Source organism: Blastopirellula sediminis (assembly GCF_020966755.1).
Lineage (GTDB): Bacteria > Planctomycetota > Planctomycetia > Pirellulales > Pirellulaceae > Blastopirellula > Blastopirellula sediminis.
The window spans coordinates 1,137,463-1,163,505 of the sequence record NZ_JAJKFT010000004.1 but is presented as its reverse complement, the minus strand read 5'-3'; the positions used below and the strand labels follow the sequence as shown (position 1 = coordinate 1,163,505).

25 protein-coding genes are annotated in these 26,043 nt (G+C 59.5%); 16 read left to right on the top strand and 9 right to left on the bottom strand.

Translation table 11 applies throughout. The features are described 5' to 3' along the window. Positions 1-33 precede the first annotated feature (33 nt). The 3 genes from yidD to LOC68_RS08450 are packed head-to-tail and all read right to left on the bottom strand — an operon-like array spanning position 34 to position 1,611. Positions 34-282 carry a membrane protein insertion efficiency factor YidD gene (gene yidD / locus LOC68_RS08460; protein ID WP_230217681.1) on the bottom strand — a complete coding sequence of 83 codons (249 nt, stop codon included), beginning with the start codon at positions 280-282 and terminating at the stop codon, positions 34-36. Continuing rightward, positions 279-656: a ribonuclease P protein component gene (gene rnpA / locus LOC68_RS08455; protein ID WP_230217679.1), complete on the bottom strand. Its 378-nt coding sequence runs from the start codon at positions 654-656 to the stop codon at positions 279-281. Before rnpA ends, yidD begins: the two co-directional genes overlap by 4 nt. Before the next feature lie 4 nt (positions 657-660). After that, positions 661-1,611, bottom strand: coding sequence for a DnaJ C-terminal domain-containing protein (locus LOC68_RS08450; RefSeq protein WP_230217677.1), 951 nt, complete (start codon positions 1,609-1,611; stop codon positions 661-663). 343 nt (positions 1,612-1,954) lie between these two features. Here LOC68_RS08450 and LOC68_RS08445 point away from each other — a divergent pair, with 343 nt between their 5' ends. Then, a complete protein-coding gene (locus tag LOC68_RS08445) occupies positions 1,955-2,464 on the top strand; it encodes a DinB family protein (protein ID WP_230217675.1) in 510 nt (169 codons plus the stop codon). Between the two features lie 17 nt (positions 2,465-2,481). On the opposite strand, the gene LOC68_RS08440 is transcribed toward LOC68_RS08445, so the two are convergent. After that, a complete protein-coding gene (locus LOC68_RS08440; RefSeq protein ID WP_230217673.1) occupies positions 2,482-3,144 on the bottom strand; it encodes a metal-dependent transcriptional regulator in 663 nt (220 codons plus the stop codon). Positions 3,145-3,282: 138 nt separating this feature from the next. On the opposite strand from LOC68_RS08440, the gene mch reads away from it, so the two are divergent. Next, complete coding sequence (mch, locus tag LOC68_RS08435) at positions 3,283-4,224, top strand: methenyltetrahydromethanopterin cyclohydrolase (protein WP_230217671.1); 942 nt, start codon at positions 3,283-3,285, stop codon at positions 4,222-4,224. Here the strand turns inward: mch and LOC68_RS08430 are convergent. Further along, on the bottom strand, positions 4,221-5,918 hold the full coding sequence (locus LOC68_RS08430; protein ID WP_230217670.1) for a WD40 repeat domain-containing protein: 1,698 nt from the start codon (positions 5,916-5,918) through the stop codon (positions 4,221-4,223). The genes mch and LOC68_RS08430 overlap by 4 nt on opposite strands. A 424-nt stretch (positions 5,919-6,342) precedes the next feature. Next, entirely contained in the window at positions 6,343-6,711 is a 369-nt protein-coding gene (locus tag LOC68_RS08425) for a hypothetical protein (RefSeq protein WP_230217668.1), read from the bottom strand. A 178-nt stretch (positions 6,712-6,889) separates the two neighbouring features. On the opposite strand from LOC68_RS08425, the gene LOC68_RS08420 reads away from it, so the two are divergent. The 10 genes from LOC68_RS08420 (at position 6,890) to LOC68_RS08375 (ending at position 17,447) form a co-directional block, all read left to right on the top strand. Next, positions 6,890-7,798 carry an ATP-grasp domain-containing protein gene (locus tag LOC68_RS08420; RefSeq protein ID WP_230217666.1) on the top strand — a complete coding sequence of 303 codons (909 nt, stop codon included), beginning with the start codon at positions 6,890-6,892 and terminating at the stop codon, positions 7,796-7,798. 46 nt (positions 7,799-7,844) lie between these two features. Then, positions 7,845-9,533, top strand: a complete 1,689-nt coding sequence (locus LOC68_RS08415; RefSeq protein ID WP_230217664.1) for a fatty acid CoA ligase family protein — start codon at positions 7,845-7,847, stop codon at positions 9,531-9,533. A 37-nt stretch (positions 9,534-9,570) separates the two neighbouring features. Further along, the gene (locus tag LOC68_RS08410) at positions 9,571-10,569 is read left to right on the top strand and encodes a zinc-ribbon domain-containing protein (protein ID WP_230217662.1); all 999 of its coding nucleotides are present in this window, start codon (positions 9,571-9,573) and stop codon (positions 10,567-10,569) included. 33 nt (positions 10,570-10,602) lie between these two features. Further along, positions 10,603-11,589, top strand: coding sequence for an NAD-dependent epimerase/dehydratase family protein (locus tag LOC68_RS08405; protein ID WP_230217660.1), 987 nt, complete (start codon positions 10,603-10,605; stop codon positions 11,587-11,589). 91 nt (positions 11,590-11,680) lie between these two features. Beyond that, positions 11,681-12,934, top strand: coding sequence for a beta-ketoacyl-[acyl-carrier-protein] synthase family protein (locus LOC68_RS08400; protein WP_230217658.1), 1,254 nt, complete (start codon positions 11,681-11,683; stop codon positions 12,932-12,934). 25 nt (positions 12,935-12,959) lie between these two features. Then, complete coding sequence (locus LOC68_RS08395; RefSeq protein WP_105334797.1) at positions 12,960-13,211, top strand: acyl carrier protein; 252 nt, start codon at positions 12,960-12,962, stop codon at positions 13,209-13,211. A 77-nt stretch (positions 13,212-13,288) separates the two neighbouring features. Then, complete coding sequence (locus LOC68_RS08390) at positions 13,289-14,680, top strand: phytoene desaturase family protein (RefSeq protein ID WP_230217656.1); 1,392 nt, start codon at positions 13,289-13,291, stop codon at positions 14,678-14,680. 70 nt (positions 14,681-14,750) lie between these two features. After that, on the top strand, positions 14,751-16,202 hold the full coding sequence (locus tag LOC68_RS08385) for a phytoene desaturase family protein (protein ID WP_230217654.1): 1,452 nt from the start codon (positions 14,751-14,753) through the stop codon (positions 16,200-16,202). 5 nt (positions 16,203-16,207) lie between these two features. Then, positions 16,208-16,639, top strand: coding sequence for a 3-hydroxyacyl-ACP dehydratase FabZ family protein (locus tag LOC68_RS08380; RefSeq protein ID WP_230217652.1), 432 nt, complete (start codon positions 16,208-16,210; stop codon positions 16,637-16,639). Positions 16,640-16,643: 4 nt separating this feature from the next. Continuing rightward, positions 16,644-17,447, top strand: a complete 804-nt coding sequence (locus tag LOC68_RS08375; protein ID WP_230217650.1) for an enoyl-ACP reductase FabI — start codon at positions 16,644-16,646, stop codon at positions 17,445-17,447. Here LOC68_RS08375 and LOC68_RS08370 read toward each other — a convergent pair. Next, complete coding sequence (locus LOC68_RS08370) at positions 17,422-18,564, bottom strand: 3-oxoacyl-ACP synthase III (protein ID WP_230217648.1); 1,143 nt, start codon at positions 18,562-18,564, stop codon at positions 17,422-17,424. The two genes, LOC68_RS08375 and LOC68_RS08370, sit on opposite strands and share 26 nt — an antisense overlap. 585 nt (positions 18,565-19,149) lie before the next feature. Between LOC68_RS08370 and LOC68_RS08365 the strand changes: the two genes are divergently transcribed. Then, complete coding sequence (locus LOC68_RS08365; RefSeq protein WP_230217646.1) at positions 19,150-19,908, top strand: gamma-glutamyl-gamma-aminobutyrate hydrolase family protein; 759 nt, start codon at positions 19,150-19,152, stop codon at positions 19,906-19,908. A gap of 319 nt (positions 19,909-20,227) precedes the next feature. Continuing rightward, entirely contained in the window at positions 20,228-21,445 is a 1,218-nt protein-coding gene (locus tag LOC68_RS08360; RefSeq protein ID WP_230217644.1) for an anhydro-N-acetylmuramic acid kinase, read from the top strand. Between the two features lie 218 nt (positions 21,446-21,663). Here LOC68_RS08360 and LOC68_RS08355 read toward each other — a convergent pair whose 3' ends face one another. Together LOC68_RS08355 and LOC68_RS08350 are read right to left on the bottom strand one after the other, a co-directional pair. Further along, positions 21,664-22,251 carry a DJ-1/PfpI family protein gene (locus LOC68_RS08355; RefSeq protein ID WP_230217643.1) on the bottom strand — a complete coding sequence of 196 codons (588 nt, stop codon included), beginning with the start codon at positions 22,249-22,251 and terminating at the stop codon, positions 21,664-21,666. A gap of 32 nt (positions 22,252-22,283) precedes the next feature. Beyond that, positions 22,284-22,541: an acyl carrier protein gene (locus LOC68_RS08350; protein WP_230217641.1), complete on the bottom strand. Its 258-nt coding sequence runs from the start codon at positions 22,539-22,541 to the stop codon at positions 22,284-22,286. Between the two features lie 471 nt (positions 22,542-23,012). Here LOC68_RS08350 and LOC68_RS08345 point away from each other — a divergent pair, with 471 nt between their 5' ends. Beyond that, positions 23,013-23,525 (top strand): hypothetical protein, encoded by a 513-nt coding sequence (locus LOC68_RS08345; RefSeq protein WP_230217639.1) that lies wholly within the window; start codon positions 23,013-23,015, stop codon positions 23,523-23,525. 60 nt (positions 23,526-23,585) lie between these two features. After that, positions 23,586-25,793: a 1,4-alpha-glucan branching protein GlgB gene (gene glgB / locus LOC68_RS08340; protein ID WP_230217637.1), complete on the top strand. Its 2,208-nt coding sequence runs from the start codon at positions 23,586-23,588 to the stop codon at positions 25,791-25,793. The last annotated feature ends 250 nt before the right edge of the window (positions 25,794-26,043 follow it).

Below are 26,043 nucleotides of genomic sequence, written 5' to 3'. Positions count from 1 at the left end.
GATAGCACGGTCAAGGCCGATTTACGAAACGTTTTACGGAGGATCGTAACCGCCCTGACAGAACGGATTGCAGCGGCAGATTCGCCACGCTCCCCGCAGCAGTCCGCTGATCGGCCCATACTTTTTGACGGCGCCGATAAAGTAGTGACTACAGGTAGGCTGGTAAATGCACTGCCGCCCGAAGATCGGGCTCAAAAAGAATTGGTAAAGCCGCACCGCAAAGATCATCGTCTCCGCTAGCAGCCCATCGAGGGCCTGCAGCAAGATTTCGAGCAAGTTCATCCTTCCGAGCCTCGCTGGCGCAGCTTCTTGCGAGCACGACGCGCCGTTTCGACCAGGCTACGGCAAAGGCGCTCGAACGGCGGTTCGACTGCGGCCCGCGGAATCACAACCAGATCGCAGTTTTCCGGCAGGCGAGATTGCTGGATCCGAAACGCTTCGCGGAGACGCCGCTTCCACCGATTGCGGCGAACGGCGTTGCCTGCCTTCTTCGAAACGACCAGGCCGATTCGGGGCCCTAGCCCCTCATTTTCGGCGACATAGACGATCAGAATACCGTCGGCGGCCGAGCACTTGCCGGCGAAGACCTGGTCAAACTGAGCGCTGCGGAGCAGGCGTTTTTCTTTGCCGAACCCGCGATCCTCCTGGTTATTCATCCACTCACCAGGCAAGGTCTTTGCGCGGGCTTTCGGTGTAGAGCTTGCCGAGTTGGCGAACGAGCTCTTGCCCCTTTTCATCCAGTTCGGCCGGCATTTTGATCTGCAATTCGGCGTACAGGTCACCCGGCTCGCTCGACTTCTGCTTGACCCCTTGGCCCCGAATACGAAGACGTTTGCCGCTCGAGGAATTCGGCGGAATGGTCAGCGTGATCGTGCCGTGCGGAGTCGGAACGTCGATCTTGCCGCCGAGCGCCGCTTCTTCGAGCGTGATCGGCACTTTGACTTCCAGATTCTTGCCGTTGCGGACGAAGCAGCGATGCGAGTCGATATGGACGTTGATCAGGATATCGCCGGCCGGTCCGCCGTTTGGGCCGGGTTCTCCCTGGCCGCGGAGACGGATCTTCTTGCCATCTTCGATGCCAGCGGGAATCTGGGCCGAGATCGTTTCGACGCTGTTGCCGCGCCGAACGCTCAGCATCACTTCCCCCCCTTCAACCGCGGTCCGAAATGGAACCGTTACTTCGTGGTGAAGATCGGCGCCGCGCATCGGGGCCGAACGGGCACGCCGCCCTCCTCCGCCGGTAAATTGCCGGAAGATGTCGGAGAAACCGCCGGCGTCTCCCCCTCCTCCTCCTCCGCCGCCACCAAAGAGGTCGCTAAAGTCGAACTCTTGCGCTCCACCGCCGCCGCCAGCATGTCGCCATGCTCCGCCTTGGGGGCCGGCGCCCATCTGCTCGAAGCCATGGCCGAACTGATCGTACTTGGTCCGCTTTTCCGCATCCCCCAAAACGTCGTAGGCGTTTTGGATCTCTTTGAAGCGTTCTTGCGCCTTTTTGTCGTCAGGATTGACGTCCGGATGGTATTTCTTGGCGAGCTTGCGGTACGCCTTCTGAATCTCGTCAGAAGTCGCTCCCCGCGAAACGCCTAAGGTTTTGTAGAAGTCTTCAGGCATGGAGGTCAGGCGGGCTAAAGGCCCTAAACCGTTGCGGTAAAATCCGTTACGTAGTGCAAAAATCGACAGCAAGTATTGTAGGCCTCTGGCGTTCGATCAATCAAGACGCTTGTCCCATCGCCACGGCGATCCCTAGAATTTCGTTTATTGGTATTCCGACTATTTGCGCCCTATAGGCCGTCTTGCCGCGATCGTTCGCTCTCCTATCAGTTGGGGGCGCCATGCGTCCCGTCACTTACCAACTTTCAGGATGACCAAGTCGAACGGTTTCTCACGATGCTGCGCGGCATCACAGAGGACGGGAAGTTCCCCTTCCCGCCGACAACTTTGACAGGATCAGCGAATGACTCCGAAAGAGCGACTACGCAAACGACTGATCGCGGCCCGCGAGTTCACCGAACGCTTGCTGCAAGACTTCCACACTCCAGAAGAATGGACGCAGCAGGTCTGTCATCAGACGAATCACGCTCTTTGGATCGCCGGACACTTGGCGCTGATGGACAACTTCTTCCTCAGCCAAATCGCCCCCGACAAGGCGGAGCCGCGAGACGAGTATCAGTTGCTCTTCGGCGTCGGTTCGCATCCGGTCGCTGATCCTGACCAATACCCGGCGGCGGAAGAAGTGCTCGCTTATTTGCGTCAGCGTCGCGCCGCATTGATGGCCGCCTTCGACGAAATCACGGAAGAAGGGATGTCGGCCGCGGCGCCGGCCGGATCGCCTGACTTCTTAAACGACGTCGGCGCGGTCTTCGAAACGGCGGTCTGGCACGAAGGGATGCACACCGGGCAGTTGTCCGTCGTGCGCCGCTCCCTCGGTCACGAACCGATCAACGCCCCGCAACCGCAGACGTAAATTAACGGGTGCCGTCGTCACGTCAGGGCCGAGACCAACAGTTTCTCTGCTGCGTCCAATCCAAGCGTCGTCTGACGTCCTTCGACTTCAATCGTGATCACGCCAGCTTCGGCGCGGAACGAGACAATCTTTCCTTCGCAGCCCGGCGCGAGCGACTCTTCGGTCAGATAACGCAAGAAGTCGGAAGTCTGATCCATCACCCGAATCAACCGAAACGGCTGCGACGGTTCCCACTTGGTCAGCTTCTTGGTGTCGATGTTGACCATGCTGCCGTCGGCCCGTGGGATTGGATCGCCGTGCGGATCGGTTTCGGGATGACCGAGATACTCGTCGATCCGATCGATTAATAGATCGCTGACGGCATGTTCCATGTGCTCCGCTTCTTCGTGGACTTCGTCCCACGTCAGATCGAGCGTCCGAACCAAAAAGACTTCAATCAAGCGATGCCGACGAAGCACGCGAAGCGCGAGCGTTCGCCCGGCCGGCGTCAGACTGACCCCTTCGTACTTCATGTACTCGGCCAGCCCCGCTTCGCTGAGCGTCTTCAGCATGCTGGTCACCGTCCCCGGCGACACCGAGAGCGCGACCGCCAACTCGCCGGTCGACGCCGCTTCTTTGTCTCCGCGGGCGCAGACCTGGTAAATCGCTTTTACGTAATTCTCTATCGTCAGATTTTGCACTCAACTCTCCTGTCAGTAGCGACCGCCAATTCTACGAAGAGCAGGCCGCCGGAACAATCGACCCGCCGCGCCGGACTTGCAAGTAACCCGTTTTGCTGAAACAACATGGGTAAGCAATTTCATCTACGGAGCCCCCTTTTGAACCTTAACCAACGAGCATGGGCCGCCGCTCAGGCGATCATCGACCAGCCCGAGCAATATCAGGCCATCGTCCACGAAAGCCCGTGCGGGACGCAGATTCTCGACCTGGGAATCGGAGCGGCCGGCGGACAATCCGCCGGACTGAAGTTGGCCGAGGTTTGCCTTTCCGGATTAGGGGAAGTCAAGTTCACGCTGGGAAGTCTCGCCGGCGTACCTCTCGACGTGCATGTGAAGACGGATCAGCCGGTCGTCGCTTGCATGGGTTCGCAATATGCCGGCTGGAAGGTGTTGCACGGCGAGTTCTTCGCGATGGCTTCCGGTCCAATGCGAGCGCTCGCTGGCAAAGAGCCGCTGATTGCCGAACTGGGACTTGCGGAGTCGGCCGACGTCGCGGTCGGAGTACTAGAGACGGCGCAGCTTCCGCCGGAGGAAGTTTGCGTTGAAATCGCCAAGCAGTGCGGCGTTCAGCCGAATCAGTTGCGATTGCTCGTCGCACGTACCGCCAGCGTCGCGGGGCATGTGCAGATCGTCGCGCGCAGCGTCGAAACAGCTTTGCACAAGCTGCACGAGCTTCATTTTGATCTGAAAAAGATTGTCAAAGCCGAGGGAACGGCCCCGCTGCCGCCGCTGGCGAAAAACGACGTTCAAGGGATTGGCCGCACCAACGATGCGATCCTCTACGGCGGACACGTCACGTTATGGGTCGACGCCGAAGACGAAGAAATCAGCGACGTCGGCCGCCAATTGCCCAGCAGCAGTTCGCCTGCCTTCGGCACGCCGTTTGAGAAGATCTTGCGCGACGCCAAGTTCGATTTCTATCAAATCGACCCGATGCTCTTCAGCCCAGCGCAGGTGACGTGGATCAACGTCAATAACGACCGACTTCACTCATTCGGCGAAACGTCGGAAGCGCTGTTACGCGAGAGTTTTGAACTCTAGCGACGTTCTTCGCTCGGCTGTGAGGCGATCACTTCGACGTCGCCGCTGAGCGATTGCAGTCGATCGAACGCAACCCCCATCAAGATCGTTGGATCGAGTTGGCGGATCATCACTTCCCGCTTTTCATTGGTCACCGCGACCCACTGACCATCGGCGGAAATCGCCGCCGCTTCGATTTGGCCGGTAACTTGCGGCAACTTCACGCCGAGCGCCATTTCGTCTTTGCCACCCAGAAGCGTCCGGCGTACAAGTCCTTGCTGATCGACCGAGGCCAGCGCTCCATCCGGCAGAAAACGAACCAATTGGATTCGCTGCTCATGGCCAACCACCGGGGTGATCGTCCGCAGATTCCAATTGACCACCTTCAGTTCGCCACGCTGGCCGCCGATCACGACGTTTTCATTCTTGAAATCAACGTCCGCCGCCAAGGGAGCGATCTTCAAGGTTGCGATCGTCTCGGGACGAATCATTTCGCCCAACTGCCAACGGCGAATGACGCACTCCCCATTACTCCCTTCCGAAACCGTCACCAATTGCGAACTATCGGGCGAGAAACAGACCCGATCGGTCAAACCATGCTGGGCCCGCATCGCGACCGTCATTCGATCGCCGCTCTTCGGATTGAGCCGCCATAGCTGGACGAATCCATCGGCCGAAGCGGTAAAGGCCCAGCGTCCATCGGGGCTGAGCTGCGCCGCATGGACGCGACCGAAATGCTGACCCAACGTCTGCGTGACTTGCGGGTGCCCCTTCGCTTGCAGATCCCACAACAAGATTTCGCTCGGACTCCCCGGCGCCGCTTGAGCGCTCGAGAGGAGCCAACGCGAGTCAGCGCTGAAGTCGATCGACAGGACCCGTTCGTCATGTCCCGACAACACGACCGGCGACTGCGCCACTTCGCTGCTGCGGACGTCCCACAAGCAGATCGTCGCGTCAAAGCTGGCGGTCGCCAACTTGCGCGAATCGGGCGAAAACTTGACCTGGCTGACGCGGCTCCAGTGAGCTTCCAGCGGAATCGAAGTTCGTCGTCCGTCGAAGCTATGCAGAATGGCGCGATTGTCGTCGCCGCCGCTGGCCCACATCGTGCCGTCGCCGCTAAAGGCGATCGAGCGGACCACGTCGCTATGTCCGGATGCGCGAAGCCGCGATTGATCCTGCAACTGATCGAACAAAACTTGAACCGCCCCGGCGGCCGGAAAATGCCGCGAGTCGCGAGCGATCTGCACCGATTCGGCCGCCAACATCAGCGAACGTTGCGGCGCCGCTTGCTCCAGCCGCGTCGCTTCATCCGCCAGACGCAGCGACAAGTCGCGCCGCGATTCCAAGCGGGCCTGATCCAGCTGCTTACCGAGCGCCCGCGCTTTGATTTGGGCCGAGTCGACCAACAGCCGCAGCTGTTCGTCGCGCTGTTCCGCTTGCTCGCGGGTCGTAGCATGGGCGGCACGTTCATCCGCCAATTGTCGCTGGGCGACGACGCTGTTTTGCATCGCATGAGCCGCAATGCCGGAGACGCCGAGCATCGCAATCAGAAAGCACGTAACCGCTCCCCAGTTTTCCTGGGACCAACGCTGCAGCCGGCGAGTCAGAGGGGGAACTTTGCGTTCGATCGGCTTGCCGGCGAGCCAACGATCGAGTTGATCTTCGTCTTTGTCGTCGCACAGCGGACCGCTGCGGGCTGGGGCCAGATCTGGCATCGAGTCACGCGGCTGCGCAAGCTCGATCGACAATCCGCAACTGTGGCAATTCCACAAATCGCGGACGCTATCTTCGTCGCGCTTCAGAGCTGTTCCGCATAGCGGACAATCAGCCCTGCGACTCGTTAGCCCCGTATGCATTTTCGGTTCCGCCTGCCCGTATTCGCTGACCCCTAACTAGTTATTCCGATCCTTGCCATCGAAATAACAGTGTTCCTTGATGTAGGAGATGATCGGGTTTTAACAGGGACCATGCGGCATCAAACGAACTTGGATGGGACAGCTAACTTGGCCGCTAGAGTTCCGCCAAACCGAAAAGTCGACTAGGCCCCATGCAGCCCCCCAAGAAATGAGAGCAGGACGTGCTGCGATAGCACGTCCTGCCTGGTTTTCGATGCCCAATTTTCGGCCGCAATCCTGGAAACTAGGCGGCCCGGCGTCGCGGAGTAATGCCGGGCTGTTTGTCGGAGAGATCTTCGGATTTAATCCCCCAGGAAGCTTTCTTGTTCTGCAAAGCTTCGAGAAGTTCGGTTAGCGTGACGGTGCGATTTTCGATTTCCAACGGAATCTCGCTACCCGGATCGCAGTAGAGATCGACCGCGTCGTCCTCGCTCATCAGGTGATCCAGTTCGCGAAGCAGGCCGTCACGAACGGCTTGGCGAACCAGGTGACCGCGCGAGGCCGCAACGCTACGTCCAGCGTCGCCCAGATTGTCGTTGGCGCGTTGAACGAGAGCCGGCAGGTATTCGCTCGGAATTTCGACGGTTTTCGGTACGTAGACTTTGACTTGCATTTTTTCGGTTCCCGACCCTGAACTATGACTTCGGCTTGTTGCCCTTGGTTTTGCGGCCACGGCTAGCGTGCATAAGATTCTGTCACTATGGTGATCGGCAGTTCGACTCTAACGATTGAATCGATTGTTTCCATTTTCCTGATTATTCAGATCAAAGCCCCGCGTCTGGCGGTTTTCGATGGCCAAGCCCCCTCTACAGGTCGGATTGCTCGCGGCGCCAGATAGCTGGTACGCCCAAGATCTGACCCGCGCCGCCGCCAAACTGGGGGAGATTGACGTCACGACGGTCGACTTCCGCCGCCTGCAGGCGACCGTCGGCAAAGCGGCCCAATTCTCGCACGGCGATCAGCAAAATGCCGACCTGCTGCAAGCGTTGCTAGTCCGGACGATGCCGCTCGGCAGTCTCGAGCAAGTCATCTACCGCATGAACTGGCTCGCCGAATATGAACGCCAGGGCGCCGTCGTTCTGAACGCCCCCCGCAGTCTTGAAATCGCCATCGACAAGTATCTGACCCTCTCGCGGCTCGCGGCTCGCGGAATCTTGGTTCCCGAGACCTATCTCTGCGAAACGTGGGAAGATGCCCTCGCCGCCTACGAGACCCTCGGCGGCGACGTCGTCGTCAAACCGCTGTTCGGAGGGGAAGGCCGTGGAATTCTGCGGGTCGAATCTCCCGATCTGGCCGAGCGGGTCTTCAAAACGCTATCGCGGACCGACTCAGTTCTCTTTCTCCAGAAGTTCGTACCGCATGACGGCTACGACATCCGAGTCCTCGCTATCGGCGGCAAAATCTGGGGAATGACGCGGCATAGCGTCAGCGATTGGCGAACCAACGTCCAGCGCGGCGCCGAGAGTCGACCGCACGCTCCAACAGATGAACAGCTCGAGATCGCCCTCCAATCGCTCGACGCGCTGCAGCTCGACATGGCCGGCGTCGATCTGCTGCCAGGCAAGGATGGAAGCCTTTATCTCTTGGAGGTGAACGGCGTTCCCGGCTGGAAAGCGCTGGCCGCCGCCTGTCAGGCCGATATCGCCGCGGAAACGCTTTCCCACGTTCGGGCGGTTGTGGAGAGCCGCTCATCGGCCTAGATTACCGAGCTTTGATCCCTTTCGCTTTCCCCGAACGGTAACATCAGTGGCGACCGCCGCTTCGACCACCACCAAGAACGTCGGCTTTCTCCTGGCACAAGTCGCTGAGGAGCGCCCCGATGCTGTCGCGATTGCGACCCCAGGTCGTCGCGGACCAGATGGCCGGCGCATCTACAAGACGATTACGTTCGCCCAGCTAGAAGCGGATAGTACTCGACTGGCCGCTGGATTGGCGGAGATGGGAGTAACGCCGGGGACGCGGCTCGCCCTACTGGTCAAACCGAGCATCGACTTCGTCTCGCTCGTCTTCGCCCTATTCAAAGTCGGCGCGGTGAGCGTGCTGATCGATCCCGGCATGGGACGTAAAAATCTGCTTCGCTGTCTTGATCAGGTCGAGCCGGAAGGGTTCGTCGCGATCTCGATCGTGCAGGCTGTCCGCGTCTTGATGGGACGCCGCTACGCCCGAGCGAAAAAGAACGTCACCGTCGGCCGCCGCTGGTTTTGGGGCGGCCCGACGATCGAAGACCTGCGGAAAGCGGACGTCACTCAGTTTCAACCGTTCGCTGCAGCGGACGATGATCCGGCGGCGATCATCTTCACGACCGGCAGCACCGGACCGCCGAAGGGCGTTCTCTTCCGGCATGAAGGGTTTTACGAACAAGTCCAGCAGATTCGCGATCGCTACGACATTCAGCCGGGCGAAATCGACTTGCCTGGTTTTCCGCTGTTCGGCCTGTTCAACAGCGCGATGGGGGTGACGTCGGTCATACCGGAAATGGACGCGAGTCGTCCCGCTGCGGTTAATCCGCTGAACATCATCGAACCGATCCACGACTGGCAGATCTCGCAGTCGTTCGCATCGCCAGCCGTCTGGAACAAGGTCGGACTCTACTGCGAGCAGCATCAGATTCGTCTCCCCACGCTGAAGCGCGTCCTCTCGGCTGGCGCGCCAGTTCCGCCGCATGTGCTGCGGCGGATGAAGAACGTGATTCATCCCGAAGGAGACATCCACACGCCGTACGGCGCGACCGAAGCATTGCCAATCGCTTCGATTGCCGCGAGCGAAGTGCTCGAAGGGACCGAACTGCAATCGCAACAAGGCGCCGGCACTTGCGTTGGTCGTCGCTTCAGCGGCATCGAGTGGCGCGTTATCCGGATCAGCGACGCGCCGATCGCGACGATCGACGATTGCGAAGCCGTCGACGCTGGAGAAATCGGCGAGTTGATCGTCTCTGGCCCGGTCGTTACGCGGCGCTACTTCACCAGCGAAGAAGCGACGAAGCTGGCGAAGATCGCTGATGGAGATCGGATCTGGCATCGAATGGGAGACGTCGGTTATCTCGACGCCGACGATCGCTTCTGGTTCTGCGGTCGTAAAGCGCATCGCGTGCAAACGCCCGACGGCGACATGTTCACAATTCCGTGCGAAGCGATCGCCAACAATCATCCCGCGATCTACCGGAGCGCATTGGTCGGCGTGGGGGAACCTGGTCAACAGTTTCCCGTGATGATCGTGGAACCATGGCCGGACAAGTATCCGCAGACCAAAGAAGCGATTACCGCGCTATTGGCCGAAGTGGGTGAGCAGTGCGCGCCGCATCCGCTGACCGAATCGATTCACGACTTCCTTTTACATCCCGCGTTTCCGGTCGATATTCGCCACAATGCGAAGATTTTCCGGGAAAAGCTGGCGGTTTGGGCCGAGGAGCGACTCGACCAGCCGCCGCAAGACTAAAATAGAAGCGTTACAAAGAGTCTGGAGTTCCTGCCCGATGCAAATGCGATGCCCTCACTGTTCGACTGTGCTCGAAATCCAATCGCCTGCCGGTACCCAGGTGCAATGCCCTAGCTGCAGCGGTCAGTTCATGGTTCCGGATCTCGCGGCGACTCCGGCCGCTCCGCCGGCTCCTCCGGTCATGCAAGCGCCGCAGCCGCCAACTCTTCAAGCTCCGTCCCTACAAACGCGACCGAACGCCCCTGGTCGCCGGACCCCAGCGCCGAAAAAGCCGAAACCGGCCGCTCCCGGCGCTGAAGGAGAAGCGACCGAAAGTGACGAAGAAGTTTCGTTCTTCAAGAAGAATGAAAAGCTGATCTTCAACATCGTGGCCGGCGGCGTCGGCGCGGTCGCCTTGTTCCTGGTCTTCGCGGTCGGCAAGTATCTGTTTGTCGGCAGCGGAAGCGTTGAAGAGCCCGACAACACGGTCGCGACCGAAACCAACACCAACGTCGGCAACAAGATTCAGGACGTGATGGATCGCGCGGAGAACGATCCTGACTTCTACATCAACTGGGCCGATGCGACCAGGAAAAGCCTGAACATTGACGGCCTGAAGGTCAAAGTTCATCACGTCGAGTGGGGCGAAGTTCGCGGCCAGGATGAGCGCGGCGAACTGGTCACTTCCGGACAGCCGTTCATGGTCGTCTTCCTCGAGATCGGCAACCGTTCCAGCAAACCGATTGACTTCAAAACGTGGTACGGCACCGAGTTCAAATCGCCGGCCGGTTTCCGCACCGCGCAGCTCTCGGACGAACAACGGAATGTCTACTATCCCCTTCGCTTTGACGACATCGCCAAGCTGAAGTGGAACACGCCCGAAAAGACGTTCGAGCCGAAGGAAGACGGAACCGATTCGATCGTTTTCGACGTCGGCGAAAACTTCAATCCGAAGACGGTGCAAAATCTCTATCTTGACCTGCCGGGTCAGGCAGTCGGCGGAGGGGGATCGTTCCGATTCAAAGTCCCCCGCTCGATGATCCAAGGTCTCGACTAACTCTCGACAAAGCAGCAAAGAAAGGCGGATCTGGTGCGTGCGCTCGTCACCGGCGGTGGAGGTTTTCTTGGACGATACGTCGTCGAGCAATTGCTCGCGCGCGGCGATCAGGTGCGCGTTCTCGGACGCCGCGACTATCCTGACTTGACGGCGCTGGGAGTCGAATGCGTGCGCGGCGACGTCGCCGACGCCAACATTGTCTCCCAGGCCTGTGCCGGCATGGACGTCGTCTTTCATACCGCCGCGATCGCCGGCATCTGGGGACGCTGGGAAGATTTCTATCAGGCGAACGTCGTCGGGACCGAGAACGTCGTCGCCGGCTGTCACGAGCATGGCGTCAGCCGCCTGGTTTATACCAGCAGCCCGAGCGTCACGTTCGACGGAACCGATCAGAACGGCGTCGGCGAATCGGTCCCCTACCCGACTCGCTGGCTCGCCCATTACCCCCGCAGCAAAGCGATCGCCGAGCAGTACGTGCTGAAGGCCAATCAGCCAGGCAAGCTGCTAACCTGCGCCTTGCGTCCCCATCTGATCTGGGGGCCACGCGACCAGCACCTGATTCCGCGACTGATCGAACGCGCGAAATCAGGCAAACTGCGGATTGTCGGGCATGGCCGGAATATGGTCGACATGATTTATGTCGAAAACGCCGCCTTCGCCCATCTTCAGGCGGCCGACGCGCTGCGCGAGGGGGGCAAGGTTTGCGGAAAAGCGTACTTCCTCAGCCAGGGGGAGCCGGTCATGTGCTGGGTATGGATTAATGAGCTGCTGAAATTGGCTAAAATTCCTCCGCTGACCCGGAAAATCTCGTATCGCGCCGCGTATGCGATCGGCTGGCTGATGGAGTGGGGCTACCGAATCCTCGGGAAATACAACAGCGAACCGCGGATGACCCGATTTTTGGCGGCTCAGTTGGCGACCAACCATTATTTCAACATCGCCGCGGCGCGTCATGATTTCGGCTATGCCCCAAAAATTAACACGCAAGAAGGGATGCGGCGACTGGCCGAAACCCTCTAATCGACGCTCCTCCATTCGTCGTCCATATCTTGTCAACATGCAGGCGAAGCGGTAGTTTGGATTGTTTCTCTGGACCCTTCGGTAGCACTTCATGATCGCGGGCCCCGACCAACTTCCGGATTCGCAGCGCATCGTCATTACGGGGATCGGTTTGACCTCTCCGAATGGCAATTCGTATGCCGAGTACCGGTCTGCGCTGTTGGAAGGTAAGAGCGGCGTTCAGAACTACCACATCCGATATGTCGGCGACACGCTGGCCGGCATCTGCGACTTCGAGGCGACACGCTACCAGACGAAACGGGAAGTCCGTCGCGGTACCCGAGCCGGCAGCATCGGCATCTACTGCTCGGCCGAAGCGATCGCCGACTCCGGCATCGACTGGGAAAACACCGACAAAAGCCGCGTCGGCGTCTACATGGGCGTCACCGAACATGGCAACGTCGAGACCGAAAACGAAGTCTACGAGCTGAAGGGGTACGACTACGACACCAGCTGTTGGTCGCACCACCACAACCCGCGGACCGTCGCCAACAACCCGGCCGGCGAAATCTGCCTGAACCGGGCGATCACCGGACCGCATTACACGATCGGCGCCGCTTGTGCCGCCGGGAACGCGGGTTTGATCCAAGGCGCCCAGATGTTGCGTCTGGACGAATGCGACGTCGCCCTGGCCGGCGGGATCTCGGAAAGCATTCACACCTTCGGCATTTTCGCCGGCTTCAAAAGCCAAGGCGCGCTGGCCCATCACGACACGCCGGAAAAGGCGTCGCGCCCCTTCGACAAAGCCCGTAACGGCATCGTCGTCGCGGAAGGGGGCTGCGTTTACGTGCTGGAGCGTCTCTCGGACGCGAAGAAGCGCGGCGCCAAGATCTATGGCGAACTGGCCGGTTACGCGATGAATACCGACGCGACCGACTTCGTTCTGCCGAACCCCGAACGTCAGGCCGAGTGCGTTGAACTCGCCCTGAAGCGAGCCGGACTCGCCGCCGAACAAATCGACATCGTCAGCACGCACGCCACCGGCACGACGCTCGGCGACTCGCAGGAATGCGACGCATTGCGGCGAATCTTCGGTAAGAGCGAAAAGACGTACATTAACAACACGAAGAGCTTCATCGGCCACGCGATGGGCGCCGCCGGCGCTTTGGAAATGGCCGGCAACTTGCCGGCGTTTGCAGACGGCGTCGTCCATGCGACCATCAACGTCGACGACCTCGACCCCGATTGCGAACTGCCAGGACTCGTGATCAATCAGCCCAAAGAAATCGGGCCGGTCCGTTACATCCTGAACAATTCGTTCGGTATGTTAGGGATCAACTCAGTAGCCATCATTCGCAAACTTTAAGCGGCAACGCAGGAGAGATAACGCAGTGACGCCAGCGGAAATTCGTGAGGAAGTTCTAGACATCTTGCGCGACATCGCTCCAGATGACGACATTTCCGACATCGACGACGCGAAGCCGTTTCGCGAACAACTCGAACTCGACAGCATGGACTTCCTCGACATCGTCATGGAACTCCGCAAGCGTCACCGCGTTCAGATTCCGGAAGAAGACTATCCGGAACTCGGTTCGATGGCGAGCACCGTCGCTTATCTCGAACCCCTCATGAAAGACCTGTAAACAGGCCCTATCGGCAAGCGGCGCGTCTCGCGCGCCGCTCGCAACCGTAACCGTTCGCTTTTCCCAGCTATTGTTCCATGTACGACGCGATCATCATTGGCGCTGGGATGTCGGGTTTGTCGGCCGGAATTCGGCTCGCTTACTACGGACAGAACGTTTGCATCCTCGAGCGCCACTACACGATCGGCGGGCTCAACTCGTTCTACCGGATGGCCGGACGCGATTTCGACGTCGGTTTGCATGCGGTGACCAACTATGCGCCGAAGGGAGACCGTCGCGGTCCGCTCGGTCGGCTGCTGCGGCAGTTGCGGTTCAAGTGGGAAGAGTTCGCCCTCTGCGAACAACGCGGCTCGTTGATTTCGTTTCCGGACGTCACCTTGGCGTTCGATAACGATATCGAATTGCTCAAGAGCGAAGTCGCCGCCAAGTTCCCCGGCAAGGCCGACGCGTTTCAGCGGCTGCTCGACAACATCATCGACTACGACGACATCTCCGACGACAACTACGCCGGATCGGCTCGCGATATTTTGTACGAGACGCTCGGCGATCCGCTGTTGGTCGAGATGATCCTCTGCCCGCTGATGTGGTACGGCAACGCGCGAGAACGGGACATGGACTGGGGACAGTTCTGCATCATGTTCCGCAGCATCTTCCTGGAAGGTTTCGCCCGACCGTACAAGGGCGTTCGTTTACTGCTGAAGAACCTGGTTCGCAAGTATCGCGAACTCGGCGGCGAGTTGCGACTGCGGAACGGCGTGCAGCGAATCGTGCAGGAAGGAGATCGCGCCGTCGGCGTCGTCCTCGACAGCGGCGAAGAGTTGCAAGCCCGCAAGATCATCTCCTCGGCCGGTTGGTTCGAGACGATGCGGATGTGCGGGCAACCTCAAGAGAAGCTGGAAGGCTCGCCGGGGGTGCTTAGCTTTATCGAGAGCATCTCGGTCCTCGACAAGCAACCGCGCGACGTCGGCTTCGATCCGACCATCGTCTTCTACAACGATTCCGAAAAGTTCCACTGGGAGATGCCCCGCGGCGAGATCTGCGATACGCGGACCGGCGTGATCTGCTCTCCCAACAACTTCGTCTATCCCGGCGAAGCGCAGCTGGACGAAGGGTTCATGCGAATCACGACCCTGGCCAATTTCGACCGCTGGACTACGATGTCGGACGATGAGTATCGACTGGCGAAGCTCAAGTGGTACGACGCGGCGGTCGCTTCGGCGGTCCGGTTTATCCCTGACTTCCGCCGGCATATCGTCGCGACCGACATGTTCACGCCGAAAACGATCCATCGTTACACGTGGCACGACAACGGCGCGGTGTATGGCGCCCCCGACAAGCGATTGAGCGGCGAAACGCACCTGAAAGACCTCTACATCTGCGGGACAGACCAAGGTTTTGTCGGTATCATAGGGTCGATCGTCAGCGGCTTGTCGATCGCCAATCGGCACGTCTTGCAGTCCGCCAGCTAGTCGGTCGCCGTACTCCTCGCGACGCGGCCCAGTCACATCCAATAGCTTCAGAATCAGATCGAGTTCACGCATGCCGAAAGATTTTCTCGCCGGAGCCAAAGACTATTACGACGTCGTGGTGATAGGCAGCGGCCTGGCCGGCATGACCGCCGCCAACACGCTGGCCCGCGCCGGTCGTTCGGTCCTCCTCTGCGAACAACACTACAAGCTGGGGGGCATGGCGACCTGGTTCAAGCGACCCGGGGGGCACATCTTCGACATTTCGCTCCACGGCTTTCCGATCGGCATGATCAAAAGCTGCAAGCGTTATTGGACGAAGGAAATCGCCGACTCGATCGTGCAGCTGAAGAACATCCGGTTCGACAACCCGATGTTCTCGCTCACCACCACCTTCAACCGCGAAGACTTCACCCGGCTGCTGATCGAGCAGTTTCAGGTTCCGACCGAAACGGTCCATGCGTTCTTCGACGCCGCGCGGCAGATGAACTTCTACGACGACCAACAGACGACGACGCGTGAGCTGTTCGATCGCTTCTTCCCTGGTCGTGAAGACGTCATTCGGCTGCTGATGGAGCCGATCACCTACGCCAACGGCTCGACCCTGGAAGATCCGGCGATCAGCTACGGCATCGTCTTCTCGAACTTCATGTCGAAGGGGGTCTTCACCTTTGAAGGTGGGACCGACCGCCTGATCCATCTGATGGAAGAGGACATGAAGAAGAGCGGCGTCGATATCCGTATCCGCTGCGACGTCGAGAAAATCCTGGTCGAAAATGGTCGCGCCAACGGCGTCGTCATCAACGGCCGCACCATCAAGGCCGGTTCGGTTATCTCCAACTCGAACCTGCGCGGCACGATCCTCGAACTGGTCGGCGAAGACAAGTTCGACGCGAAGTTCGTCGAAGAGACGAAAGCGGTTCGCCTGAACAACTCCAGCACCCAGGTCTATATGGCGCTGAAGCCGGACGACACGATTCCGGAAGAGACCGGCGACCTCCTCTTCAGCAGCACCGCCCCGGCGTTCCGTACCGACTTGCTGCTGAGCCGCGACATTACCAGCCGCACGTACAGCTTCTACTATCCACGGACTCGGCCTGAAGGTCGCCCGCGTTGCTTGATCGTCTCCAGCACGAACGCTCGCTACGAAGATTGGGCGAACTTGCCGGAAGACGAATACGAAGCGAGTAAGCAAGACCTGGTCGAAACGACCCTCGACGCGATCGAGAAGTACGTTCCGAACATTCGCGAGCGGATTGACCATGCCGAAGCGTCGACTCCCCGCACCTTCCAGCATTACACCAAGCACAACCTGGGCTCCAGCTTCGGGACCAAGTTTGAAGGCTTGGCCGTCAGCCGCGCGCTGCCGGATCAACTTCCGGGCCTGTACCATGCCGGCAGCGTCGGCATCATCATGTCGGGCTGGTTGGGGGCGATTAACTACGGCGTGATCGTCTCGAACGACGTCGACGCCTATCTGCTGAAGACGGCCGAGAAGAATCCTTTCGCCACCACCACGAAGTAAGCTACATGACTCGCCAGGCTATTTACGCGGCGATCCCGCACCGACCGCCGATGCTGCTGGTCGACGAGATCGTCAGCCAAACCGAAGATACGATCGTCTGCCGCAAGACCTTCCACGCTGACGAGTACTTCTTCCAAGGGCATTACCCCGACTTCCCGCTCGTCCCCGGCGTCATCCTGTGCGAAGCGACGATGCAGTGCGGCGCGATCCTGCTGTCGAAGTTCGCCGCCGAAGGCAAGGGAGTTCCCGTTGCGACCCGCTTGAGCGACGTGAAGTTCAAAAAGATGATCCGCCCCGGCGACACCATCGAAATGGAAGTGAAGCTGACCGAGCGGATGGCGGACGCCTTCTTCATGCAGGGGAAAGCGACCTGCGAAGGGAAAGTCGCGGTTCGGTTTGATTTCGCCTGCACCTTGGCTCCGGCGCCGGGAGAGTAACCGCGTGAGCGATTTCCTGCAACTGGCCGGCAAAACCTTCGTCGTCACCGGCGTCGCCAACCGGAAGAGCATCGCGTGGAAGATCGCGGAGATGCTCGAAGGCGAAGGCGCCAAAGTCGTCTACGTCGTCCGTAGCGAGGCCCGCAAAGAAAGCCTGGCGAAGCTGCTGGCCGACCGCGAAGTGCATGTCTGCGACGTCGAGCGTGAAGAGGAAATCGCCGCCCTAACGGACAAGATCGCCGCGAATCACCAGGTGATCAACGGGCTGGTTCACTCGATCGCCTTCGCCGACTACAGCGAAGGGATGCGGCCGTTCCACGAAACGACCAAGAAGCAGTTCCTGCAAGCGGTCGACATCAGTTGCTTCTCGCTAGTCGCCTTATCGAACGCGCTGAAGGATCTCTTCGCGCACGACGCATCGGTGGTGACGATTTCGATTTCAACCACGCGGATGGCGAGCGAGAACTACGGCTTCATGGCCCCGATCAAAGCGGCGCTCGATTCGTCGCTCGCGTTTCTGGCGAAGAGTTTCAGCCAGTTTTCGCACGTTCGCTTCAACGCCGTGGGTCCGAGCTTGCTGAAGACGTCGGCGTCGGCCGGGATTCCCGGCTATGTCGACGCCTACCTGTTCGCCGAACAAGCGATCCCGCGGAAGAAGGCGCTGCAAACCGACGAAGCGGCCAGCGTGGCGATCTTTTTGCTCAGCCCGCGAAGCAGCGGCATCCAGGCGCAGAACCTGGTGGTCGACGCGGGGATGTCGATCAACTACTTCGATCGCGACATTATTGAGCGGACGATGAACAAGTAGTTGCGTCTTGATCGCGATCGACTTGCAGTACTTCGGCCGGCAACTCCCCTGCCCCGCGGACGCGGGCCTCTTGCCAATCGACTCCCATCATCACGCAATTGATGCCGGAGCCGATGCCGAGCATCGCGACGTTATCCCCTTGGCGGATTCGTCCGGTCTGGGCGCCGATCGCCATCGTGACCGGCAGCGCGGCCGAGCCGGTATTGCCGAGCCACTGCACCGTGGCGAAATCGTTGTCGGTCGTCAGGCCCAAACGTTCCAAGACGAGCTTGCGATGGGTCAGGCCGACCTGGTGACTGAAGGTCCGCTGGATTTCTTCGCGGCTCCAGCGTGAGTTGCGGAGGAAGTCGTCGAACGTGGCGCCGCCAACTTCGATCCCTTCCAGCATCAGCCGTTCCGAGTCGGTCTGCATCAGCGGGCTGCCGACGCCGGTCTCGCCTGATCCGGCGATGCTGTGACAAAGTTGATGATGCTGCGTATGAGCACGCACGGCGGCGGCATGCAGCAAGTTCTGCGTCTGGCTCAGCTCGCGATCGCACAGCAGCATCGCGCAGCTGGCCGAGCCGATCGTCAGCGACGCGACCGCCAGCTTGATCTGGTTGCGCGTCAGGCTCATATCTTCGTTGAGCGTGCGGATCGTGTTGTCGACCAGCTGACGCCCATTTTCAGTTCCAACCACCAGCCCGGCGCGGATCTGGCCCAGCTCAATCATGCTGGCGATCTGCAGTGCGCCGCTCAGCAGGCCCAGGCAAGCGTTCGAGACGTCGTAGATGACGCAGTCTTGTCGCAGCCCGAGCTCATGATGCACGCGGCAAGCGGTCGCTGGTTCCAGATGGTCGCGACAGACCGAACCATGGACCAGCGCGCCAATTTCGCCGACGTCGATACCGGCCGCTTCGATCGCGTTGCGACCGCTCTCGATGCTGATCTCGCTCGGCATCGTCTCAGGCGACCAGAAGCGTCGCTCGCGAATGCCGGTCATCAATTCCAGCCGTCCTGCCGGTAGACGCAGACGCTCGTACAGCGGAGCCAAGCGGGCTTCCAGCTGATCCGAGGTGACGATTTCGGCCGGCAATACGTATCCGAACGACTCTAGACAGACGTTATGAAAATTCATGCAGCGGCCGAGTAGGGCGTAAAGAAAGCGATAACCCTACTAAATGTAAGCATTTAGGGTCGATTAAGCAACTGCTCGCCTGCGGAGAATCGAGGTTGCGTCGCTGTGGCCCCGAAATACTCGAAAACCGAGTCAACACAAGATGTTGTGCAAGCACTTTGGCGCAAACCCAAAATCGTGACAACGATTGCTAAAGTCGGCGCAATCCTTAAACTCTGCGACTGTCTTGCTATCAATCTGGGCTGACTTGGACTGGTCGTTGCCCGAGACGCTACGGATATGGAGGTCTGTGGTTAGCGAAACCAAGAAAGGGTTTCACAAACAAAAATTCGTTTCTGTGCGAATTCGGTCAGGGAAGGCATTCTGAAGGACTGCGGCATGCCTGCCACATAAGCCGAATTTACGCGGGCAATCTATGTAGCAAAGCCGTGATCTCTGGACAAGATCAACGTCATTGCAGCGCAGGATTGTCGCTAGAAACTGGATTTGTGAAATCTGACCTGTGGTTCGCTAGCCTGTGATCCGTCGTCTTGGGCAGGTTACCAATGTTCCGGCACATGATGTGCCCACACAGGAAAGTCCCAGATGCAATCCAAACCGTTGATCGGCTTGAACGCCAATTTTCGCCCGGCTACCCATGACCGTCCCGCCTTTTCGTTTGTCGGGGCAGGTTACTACGACTCGATTATCGCTGCTGGCGGCATTCCCGTAGTAATTCCACCGGTCGCCGAAGCGGCGGATATGGAAGCGATTCTCGATCGACTGCATGGGATCGTGTTTATCGGTGGACCCGATCTCGATCCGCATCGCGACGGATTCATGCGCCACGCGTCGGTTCGCCCGATGGAGTCGCGCCGTGAAGATCTCGATCGCACCCTAATGTCGCTGGTCGTTCGTCGTCGTATGCCCGTGTTCGGCATCGGCGTTGGCCTGCAATTGCTCAACATTACGATGGGCGGCAACTTGTTCTTCCATATTCCGGCCGACGTGCCGACCGCTTTGCCGCACAAAGATCCGATCGACGCGGGTCATCGTCACGGCTTGGAAGTGGTTCCCGGTACGATCATGGACCGCATTTATGGTGACGGCGAAGTTCGCGTCAACAGCATGCACCACATGGCGATTGACGAACTCGCGCCCGGTTTCCAAGTCGCCGCTCGCGCTCCCGATGGCCTGATCGAAGCGATCGAATGGGCCGGCGACGATTGGGTCGCCATCGGCACGCAGTTCCATCCCGAAGCCGAATCGGCCTCGGCCCTGGATCAACGGATCTTCGAAGAGTTTATCGAAGGAATTCATGCCCAGTACGGCGTCCCCCGCACTCCGGTCGTCGCTGGCGCTTAGCAGCCTGTTGACTTCTCGGCAGGCTGCTGGCTCGCATGGATGCGACCCCAAAATAGCGACGTAAGTCGATATTTTGCGAGCCGCGAAGAGCTTCGCTCTGAGCCTGGCGAGATTGAAAAATGCCACGACGGCATTTTTCAACAGGCAGATAGTCGATAAGCAAAAGCTGGGGCGTCCCGCGACCGAGCCCGCAATCGGTCGCGGGACGTAGCCTCTTCTGGCCAACTATTGGATCGGTCCGCGCACATGCTGACCGGTCCCTGGGGAATTTCTCGTTGGCACGGATAGCTGAACCATTCCTCTTCGCGAAGGGGCGGCCGTGAGATCGGACGCAGCCATCTCGCTCGAACGACGTCGCTGGTTTCTCGGCGCAGCCGTAGGGCTGCGCGCTGAAACGGTTGACGGCGTGGTGATCGCCACGCGCGGCCGCGGCTTGGAAGCGACCGTCGAAGTCGTCAGCGAAGGCTACGTCGAACTGCCGAAGCCGATCGCGATCACGCTGCGCCAACATCTGCATGGCGAACCAATTTCGCCGAGCGAACGGGTTGAACTCTCGCGGCAAATCGCCGAACTGCAAACAGTCGTCGTCGAACGACTGCTCCACGAGGTCGATCTTGATGCACGACAAGTTGCCGTCGGCTTGTCGGGGCCAACCGCCTGGCGTCCGCTGGGCGAAGCTTGGGCGCCCGAAACGATCGGCGCACCGGAACTGGTCGCCGAAGCGACCGGCGCGACGGTCATCGACGCCTTCGCGGAACGAAACATCGCCGCCGGCGGAACCGGCGGTCCGCTCGATGCGCTGCCGCTCTGGCTCTTGTTCTCGCCGCCGCAATGGTCCAGCGCCGGCCGCCCGACGATCGCGGTCACGTTTGACGAAACGGTCGACGCCTATTTCATTCCGCCGCGGCGCGTCGGCGTCGAGATTCCGGCGATCTACTGGTCGCCGGTTGCGCCGGGTCGCTTGCTTCAGGACCAGCTAGAACAGATTCAACCGGCCGCCGCCGGCAAAAGCAAATTCGAAGCGGTTCTCAGCGCTTGGCGCGAAATCGAATCGCTCTATCAAACGCCGATCTGGCGTCCCGATCTGTTTGATCTCGCTCCTTTCGCCGCCGCAGCGGATGGGCGCGTTGACGAAAGCCAGGGAGAAGCGCTGTTGCGCCGCTTCTGGCAAGAACAAGTCGCACACGCGATCCAAGCCGATTTGCCGACCTCGGCTGCGGCTCAGCGAATTGTGCTGCTAGGCGAACCGCTTGGCGTCGACGAGATCGCCGACAAGATTCGGGATCGAACCGAGCTGACGGTCGAAACGGCGCTAGATCTCGGCTGGAGCCCCCGCATTCACGGCCCCGCCGTCGCCGCACTACTGGCCTTCTCGTTCCTCGAACGCTTTCCGGCCGACGTGACGATGCTGACCGGATCGAAAGCGGCCCGCGTCTTGGGACGCATCACGCCCGGCAGCCCAGCGAACTGGCAGTATTGCCTAGAGCAGCTCGCCACGGCGCCCAGCGGCAAAATGCCGCTCCGCAACGCGGTCTAGAACAACGCGGCGCCAAATGCCAACCGCAATACTAGCCCGAGGCGCGAGCCGAGGGAAAGCGGTCGCAAGCAAGCAAATGACTAAGGCCTAATGACTAAGGCCTAATGAATGAGAGGAGGTTCTCAGCATTAGACAATAGTCATTAGTCATTCGACATTTCCCAACGCATTCCCTCGGCTCGCGCCTCGGGCTAATGTTTGGGTTGGGACCTTCGCCGGCTACAGCGTGATCTTCGTCCCGAGCACTTCCAAGAAAGCTCGGATCCACGCCGGGTGAGCCGGCCAGGCGGGCGCGGTAACCAGATTGCCGTCGACATGTGCGTTGTCATAGCCTTCGCTCGCCGGTACGAACGTCCCGCCGCTGAGCGACACTTCGGGCGAGACCGCCGGGTAGCAGCTGCATGACTTGCCGTCGAGGACGCCAGCCGCCGCCAGGATTTGCGGTCCGTGACAGAGCGAAGCGATCGGCTTGTCCGCCTTGGCGAAGTGCTGCACGATCTCGATCACACGGGGATTAAGCCGCAGGTACTCCGGAGCGCGACCACCGGGGATGACCAGCGCGTCGTAGCTGGCCGGGTCGATCTCGCTGAACGTCGCGTTCAGCGTGAAGTTGTGCCCCTGCTTTTCGATGTAAGTCTGATAGCCGACAAAATCGTGAATCGCCGTAGCGACCGATTCGCCCGCTTTCTTATCAGGGCAAACCGCATCGACCTGGTGGCCGACCATCAGCAACATCTGAAACGGCACCATCACTTCGTAGTCTTCCACGAAGTCGCCGACCAGCATCAAGATTTTTTTCGCAGGCATGTTGTTCGTCGCGTTGGGAGAGGGAGAGAGACTTAGCGTTTGCTTTCGATCAAGGCGCTGAAGTCGCCAAGCGTATCAATGTCGGCGACTTCATCGAAGTCGATCCGCACGCCGAAATGTTGCTCGACGGCGGTCGCCAACTCGATCAATTCGAACGAGTCAGGAATCAAATCTTCGGCCAAGGAACTCTCAGGCTGGATCAAGTCGATCCGAATCTGACGTCGTTCCGCGATTTCCTTGCGCAGCCACGTGAAAACTTCAGGCGGCGGTGAGTTTGCTTCGGTCCCCATCATCCCCTCCGCAAGTTAGTCGAGTGAAGCGTCTATCGGCCGCGTCCCCAAAAACGCATCGTCGCCCAAGTCAAAACCGTTCCGATCATGATGCCGCTCGCCAGAGCGACCAAAACAGTGGGGAATTCGTGATTCGTAATGTGCGCGATCAAATCCATCGACGGAGGCCCAAAGGTGGTGATTATTGAACAGGAGATTCAGCCAGATTCTAGCAATCCAGTCCTGGAATTGCTACGAGCGAGCAGAAGCGGACAGGCACTTTGCAGCGTCAGCGGCGAACCAAACGCCCCCAATTCTTGAAAATGTGCCAAGAAGGTGAAGTTTTCACGCAGGATAAACTGGGGAGTTTAGGTTTGGATTGCCGATAAGCAAACCGTGCGGGCAAGGAAAGCTAGCATTTGACGAGCAATCGTCAGATTGTCGGGGACGGAGCGGATTTACCAATCCAGCAGTCGCCACCTGAATGCCGCGATGAACGAATCGACTCCCCTTTACCTGTTATTTTGCGAATCGGCCGATAGCCCCTACGGCGGCACCTGGCGATTCGTCCTGGAATGCGTTGGCCAATCGGAACGTCTTGTCGCCTCGGGAGAGGAAACTTGGCGCGATCGTGATCGGTTGGCCCTCTTGTCGGTCGTCCGCGGACTAGAAGCGCTTCCAGAGCCATCTCGCGTCACCCTGCTCACTCCTTCGCGCTACGTCAGCCGCGGATTCCGCTACGGCTTGTCGGTCTGGCGCGAGTCGGGCTTCCGCTGGGAACGGTTCGGCCGCTTGGCCCCGGTTCGCGACGCTGATCTATGGCAGCGCATCGCCCAAGCGATGCAATTTCACCGGGTTGATTGTCGCCCTTGGCGGTTCGAGGCGATCGACGCCGAGGAGCATGACGACGACCAATTGCCAGTCGAGCGAACACATTTTGGCCAGCGTCGCAACCGGCGCACGATTCGCATTGAAGATCAAGAACTTACAGCCGCCGCGGGCTGATTTCCTATCGCGGTATTTATTATCCCCCCTACTGAACACAAAATCACTGAGGAGAAGCGCGTGCGGACGAATGTTACATTAGATAACATGGGGGCTTTAATTGAATGCCGTTCGGAGGACCCGTTCCGCATTCTTGGTCCCCATCAAGTCGAGCACCGTGGTGAACCTGCGATCGCCGTTCGGGCCTACTTGCCCGATTCGGAGCAAGCATGGGTGTTCCATCCAGGTCATAATAACAGCATGCCCATGCGGCGGATCCATCCGAGCGGTTTGTTCGAGGCGATTTGTCCAGAGGATGAAATCATGAAGTCGGGACAATATCAATTGCGCACCAGTGACCAGAGCGGCCAGATGAACTCAGTCCGAGACCCCTACGCGTTTCCTTCCTACTTCAGCGACTACGATCTCTACCTGTTGGGCGAAGGCGCCCACTGGAAGTCGTACGACAAACTCGGCGCCCAGTTGCGCACGGTGAACGGCGTCAGCGGCGTGAACTTCGCCGTCTGGGCTCCGAACGCCAAGAGCGTCGCCGTCGTCGGCCAATTCAACAAATGGGACGGCCGCGTCCATCCGATGCGCCGGCTCGGCTCCAGCGGCATCTGGGAGCTTTTCATCCCCGATCTGACGGCGGGCGTGCAGTACAAGTACCGCGTAAATCAGCATGACCGGACCGTCGACAAGTGCGATCCCTATGCGTTCGCCGCCGAAGTTCCGCCGCGCACGGCGAACATCGTCTCGGACTTGTCGACCTACACGTGGGACGACGCCGAATACATGGCTCGCCGCGCCGAACAAAACCAGCTGGAACGACCGATCTCGGTCTACGAGGTTCACCTCGGCAGCTGGAAGTGGAACAGCGAATCGAAGTCGGGCTGGTACAACTATCGCGATTTGGCTCACCAGTTGGTCGAATACTGCCTAGAGCAGAACTTCACCCACATTGAGCTGATGCCGATTTCCGAGCATCCGTTCACCGGCAGCTGGGGCTACCAGGCGGTCGGCTACTTCGCCGCGACCAGCCGTTACGGCACGCCGGAAGACTTCATGTACTTCGTCGATTACTGCCACAAGCATGGCTTGGGCGTGATCATCGACTGGGTGCCGGCTCACTTCCCCAAAGACGATCACGGTCTGCGTCAGTTCGACGGCACGGCGCTGTACGAACATGACGATCCCCGCAAGGGCGAACATCCCGACTGGGGAACGCTGATCTTCAACTACGGCCGCAACGAGGTCAAAAACTTCCTGATCTCGAACGCGCTCTTCTGGTTCGACAAGTTCCACATCGACGGTCTCCGCGTCGACGCCGTCGCTTCAATGCTGTATCTGGACTACAGCCGCAAGCATGACGAGTGGGTCCCGAATCAGTACGGCGGTCGCGAGAACATCGAAGCGATCTCGTTCCTCCGCGAGTTTAACGAACAAGCTCACCTGCAATACCCAGGCATCCTGACCATCGCCGAAGAGTCGACCGCGTGGGGCGGCGTTTCGCACCCGACCTCGACCGGCGGTCTCGGCTTCAGCCTGAAGTGGAATATGGGCTGGATGAACGATACCCTCCGCTACATGCGGAAAGATCCGATTCACCGCAAGTTCCACCACGGCGAACTGACCTTCAGCTTGATCTACGCGTTCACCGAAAACTTCTGCTTGCCCTTGTCGCATGACGAAGTGGTGCACGGCAAAGGTTCGCTGCTCGATCAAATGCCGGGCGACCTGTGGCAGCGATTCGCCAACCTGCGATTGCTCTACTCGTACATGTGGAGCCATCCTGGCAAGAAGCTGTTGTTCATGGGGGGCGAAATCGCCCAGTGGAACGAGTGGAACGCCAACGGCGAACTGCAATGGGACCTGCTCGAGTGGGAATCGCACAAGGGCGTTCAGCAGTTGATCTCGGACTTGAACGCGATGTACCGCCACGAGTCGTCGCTGCACCAGGTCGACTTCAAGGGAGACGGCTTCGAGTGGATCGACTGCGATAACTGGGAAGCCAGCGTCGTCGCCTACGTCCGCAAAGGAAAAGATCCGAGCGACTTCACAATCACGATCTGCAACTTCACTCCGGTCGTCTACAACGGCTACCGCATCGGCGTGCCGCAGGCCGGATCGTATCGCGAGATCTTCAACTCCGACAACGCTCGCTACGCCGGCAGTAACGTCATCAACATCGACGAGCTGGAATCGGCCCCGGTCCAATGGAACGGCCGCGACAACTCGATCATGTTGGACATCCCGCCGCTGGCCTGCGTGGTGGTGAAGCCCTGCTAAGGCGAACGCCGACAAATCGAACGACGAAAGAGCCGGTCCTGTTGGATCGGCTCTTTTTTTGCGCAAGTCACGCCGTGCGCCGATACTAGCCCGAGGCGCGAGCCGAGGGAATGCGCTCGCAAGTAAACAATGATTGTCGCAGCCAGAATGTTAAAGCGTTCGACATTCTGATTTCGTCATTCGACATTTCCCAATGCATTCCCTCGGCTCGCGCCTCGGGCTAGTATTGCACGGCCTCGCATACGTCGAA

Bases quoted from the DNA above. Each gene is read 5' to 3' on its own strand.
- LOC68_RS08430 (WP_230217670.1), bottom strand. From the start codon at position 5,918: ATGCCAGATCTGGCCCCAGCCCGCAGCGGTCCGCTGTGCGACGACAAA.
- LOC68_RS08355 (WP_230217643.1), bottom strand. From the start codon at position 22,251: ATGCCTGCGAAAAAAATCTTGATGCTGGTCGGCGACTTCGTGGAAGAC.
- LOC68_RS08385 (WP_230217654.1), top strand. From the start codon at position 14,751: ATGCCGAAAGATTTTCTCGCCGGAGCCAAAGACTATTACGACGTCGTG.
- LOC68_RS08425 (WP_230217668.1), bottom strand. From the start codon at position 6,711: ATGCAAGTCAAAGTCTACGTACCGAAAACCGTCGAAATTCCGAGCGAA.
- LOC68_RS08390 (WP_230217656.1), top strand. From the start codon at position 13,289: ATGTACGACGCGATCATCATTGGCGCTGGGATGTCGGGTTTGTCGGCC.
- LOC68_RS08380 (WP_230217652.1), top strand. From the start codon at position 16,208: ATGACTCGCCAGGCTATTTACGCGGCGATCCCGCACCGACCGCCGATG.
- LOC68_RS08400 (WP_230217658.1), top strand. From the start codon at position 11,681: ATGATCGCGGGCCCCGACCAACTTCCGGATTCGCAGCGCATCGTCATT.
- rnpA (WP_230217679.1), bottom strand. From the start codon at position 656: ATGAATAACCAGGAGGATCGCGGGTTCGGCAAAGAAAAACGCCTGCTC.
- yidD (WP_230217681.1), bottom strand. From the start codon at position 282: ATGAACTTGCTCGAAATCTTGCTGCAGGCCCTCGATGGGCTGCTAGCG.
- LOC68_RS08370 (WP_230217648.1), bottom strand. From the start codon at position 18,564: ATGAATTTTCATAACGTCTGTCTAGAGTCGTTCGGATACGTATTGCCG.
- LOC68_RS08420 (WP_230217666.1), top strand. From the start codon at position 6,890: ATGGCCAAGCCCCCTCTACAGGTCGGATTGCTCGCGGCGCCAGATAGC.
- LOC68_RS08410 (WP_230217662.1), top strand. From the start codon at position 9,571: ATGCAAATGCGATGCCCTCACTGTTCGACTGTGCTCGAAATCCAATCG.
- LOC68_RS08345 (WP_230217639.1), top strand. From the start codon at position 23,013: ATGAACGAATCGACTCCCCTTTACCTGTTATTTTGCGAATCGGCCGAT.
- LOC68_RS08450 (WP_230217677.1), bottom strand. From the start codon at position 1,611: ATGCCTGAAGACTTCTACAAAACCTTAGGCGTTTCGCGGGGAGCGACT.
- LOC68_RS08365 (WP_230217646.1), top strand. From the start codon at position 19,150: ATGCAATCCAAACCGTTGATCGGCTTGAACGCCAATTTTCGCCCGGCT.
- LOC68_RS08445 (WP_230217675.1), top strand. From the start codon at position 1,955: ATGACTCCGAAAGAGCGACTACGCAAACGACTGATCGCGGCCCGCGAG.
- LOC68_RS08350 (WP_230217641.1), bottom strand. From the start codon at position 22,541: ATGGGGACCGAAGCAAACTCACCGCCGCCTGAAGTTTTCACGTGGCTG.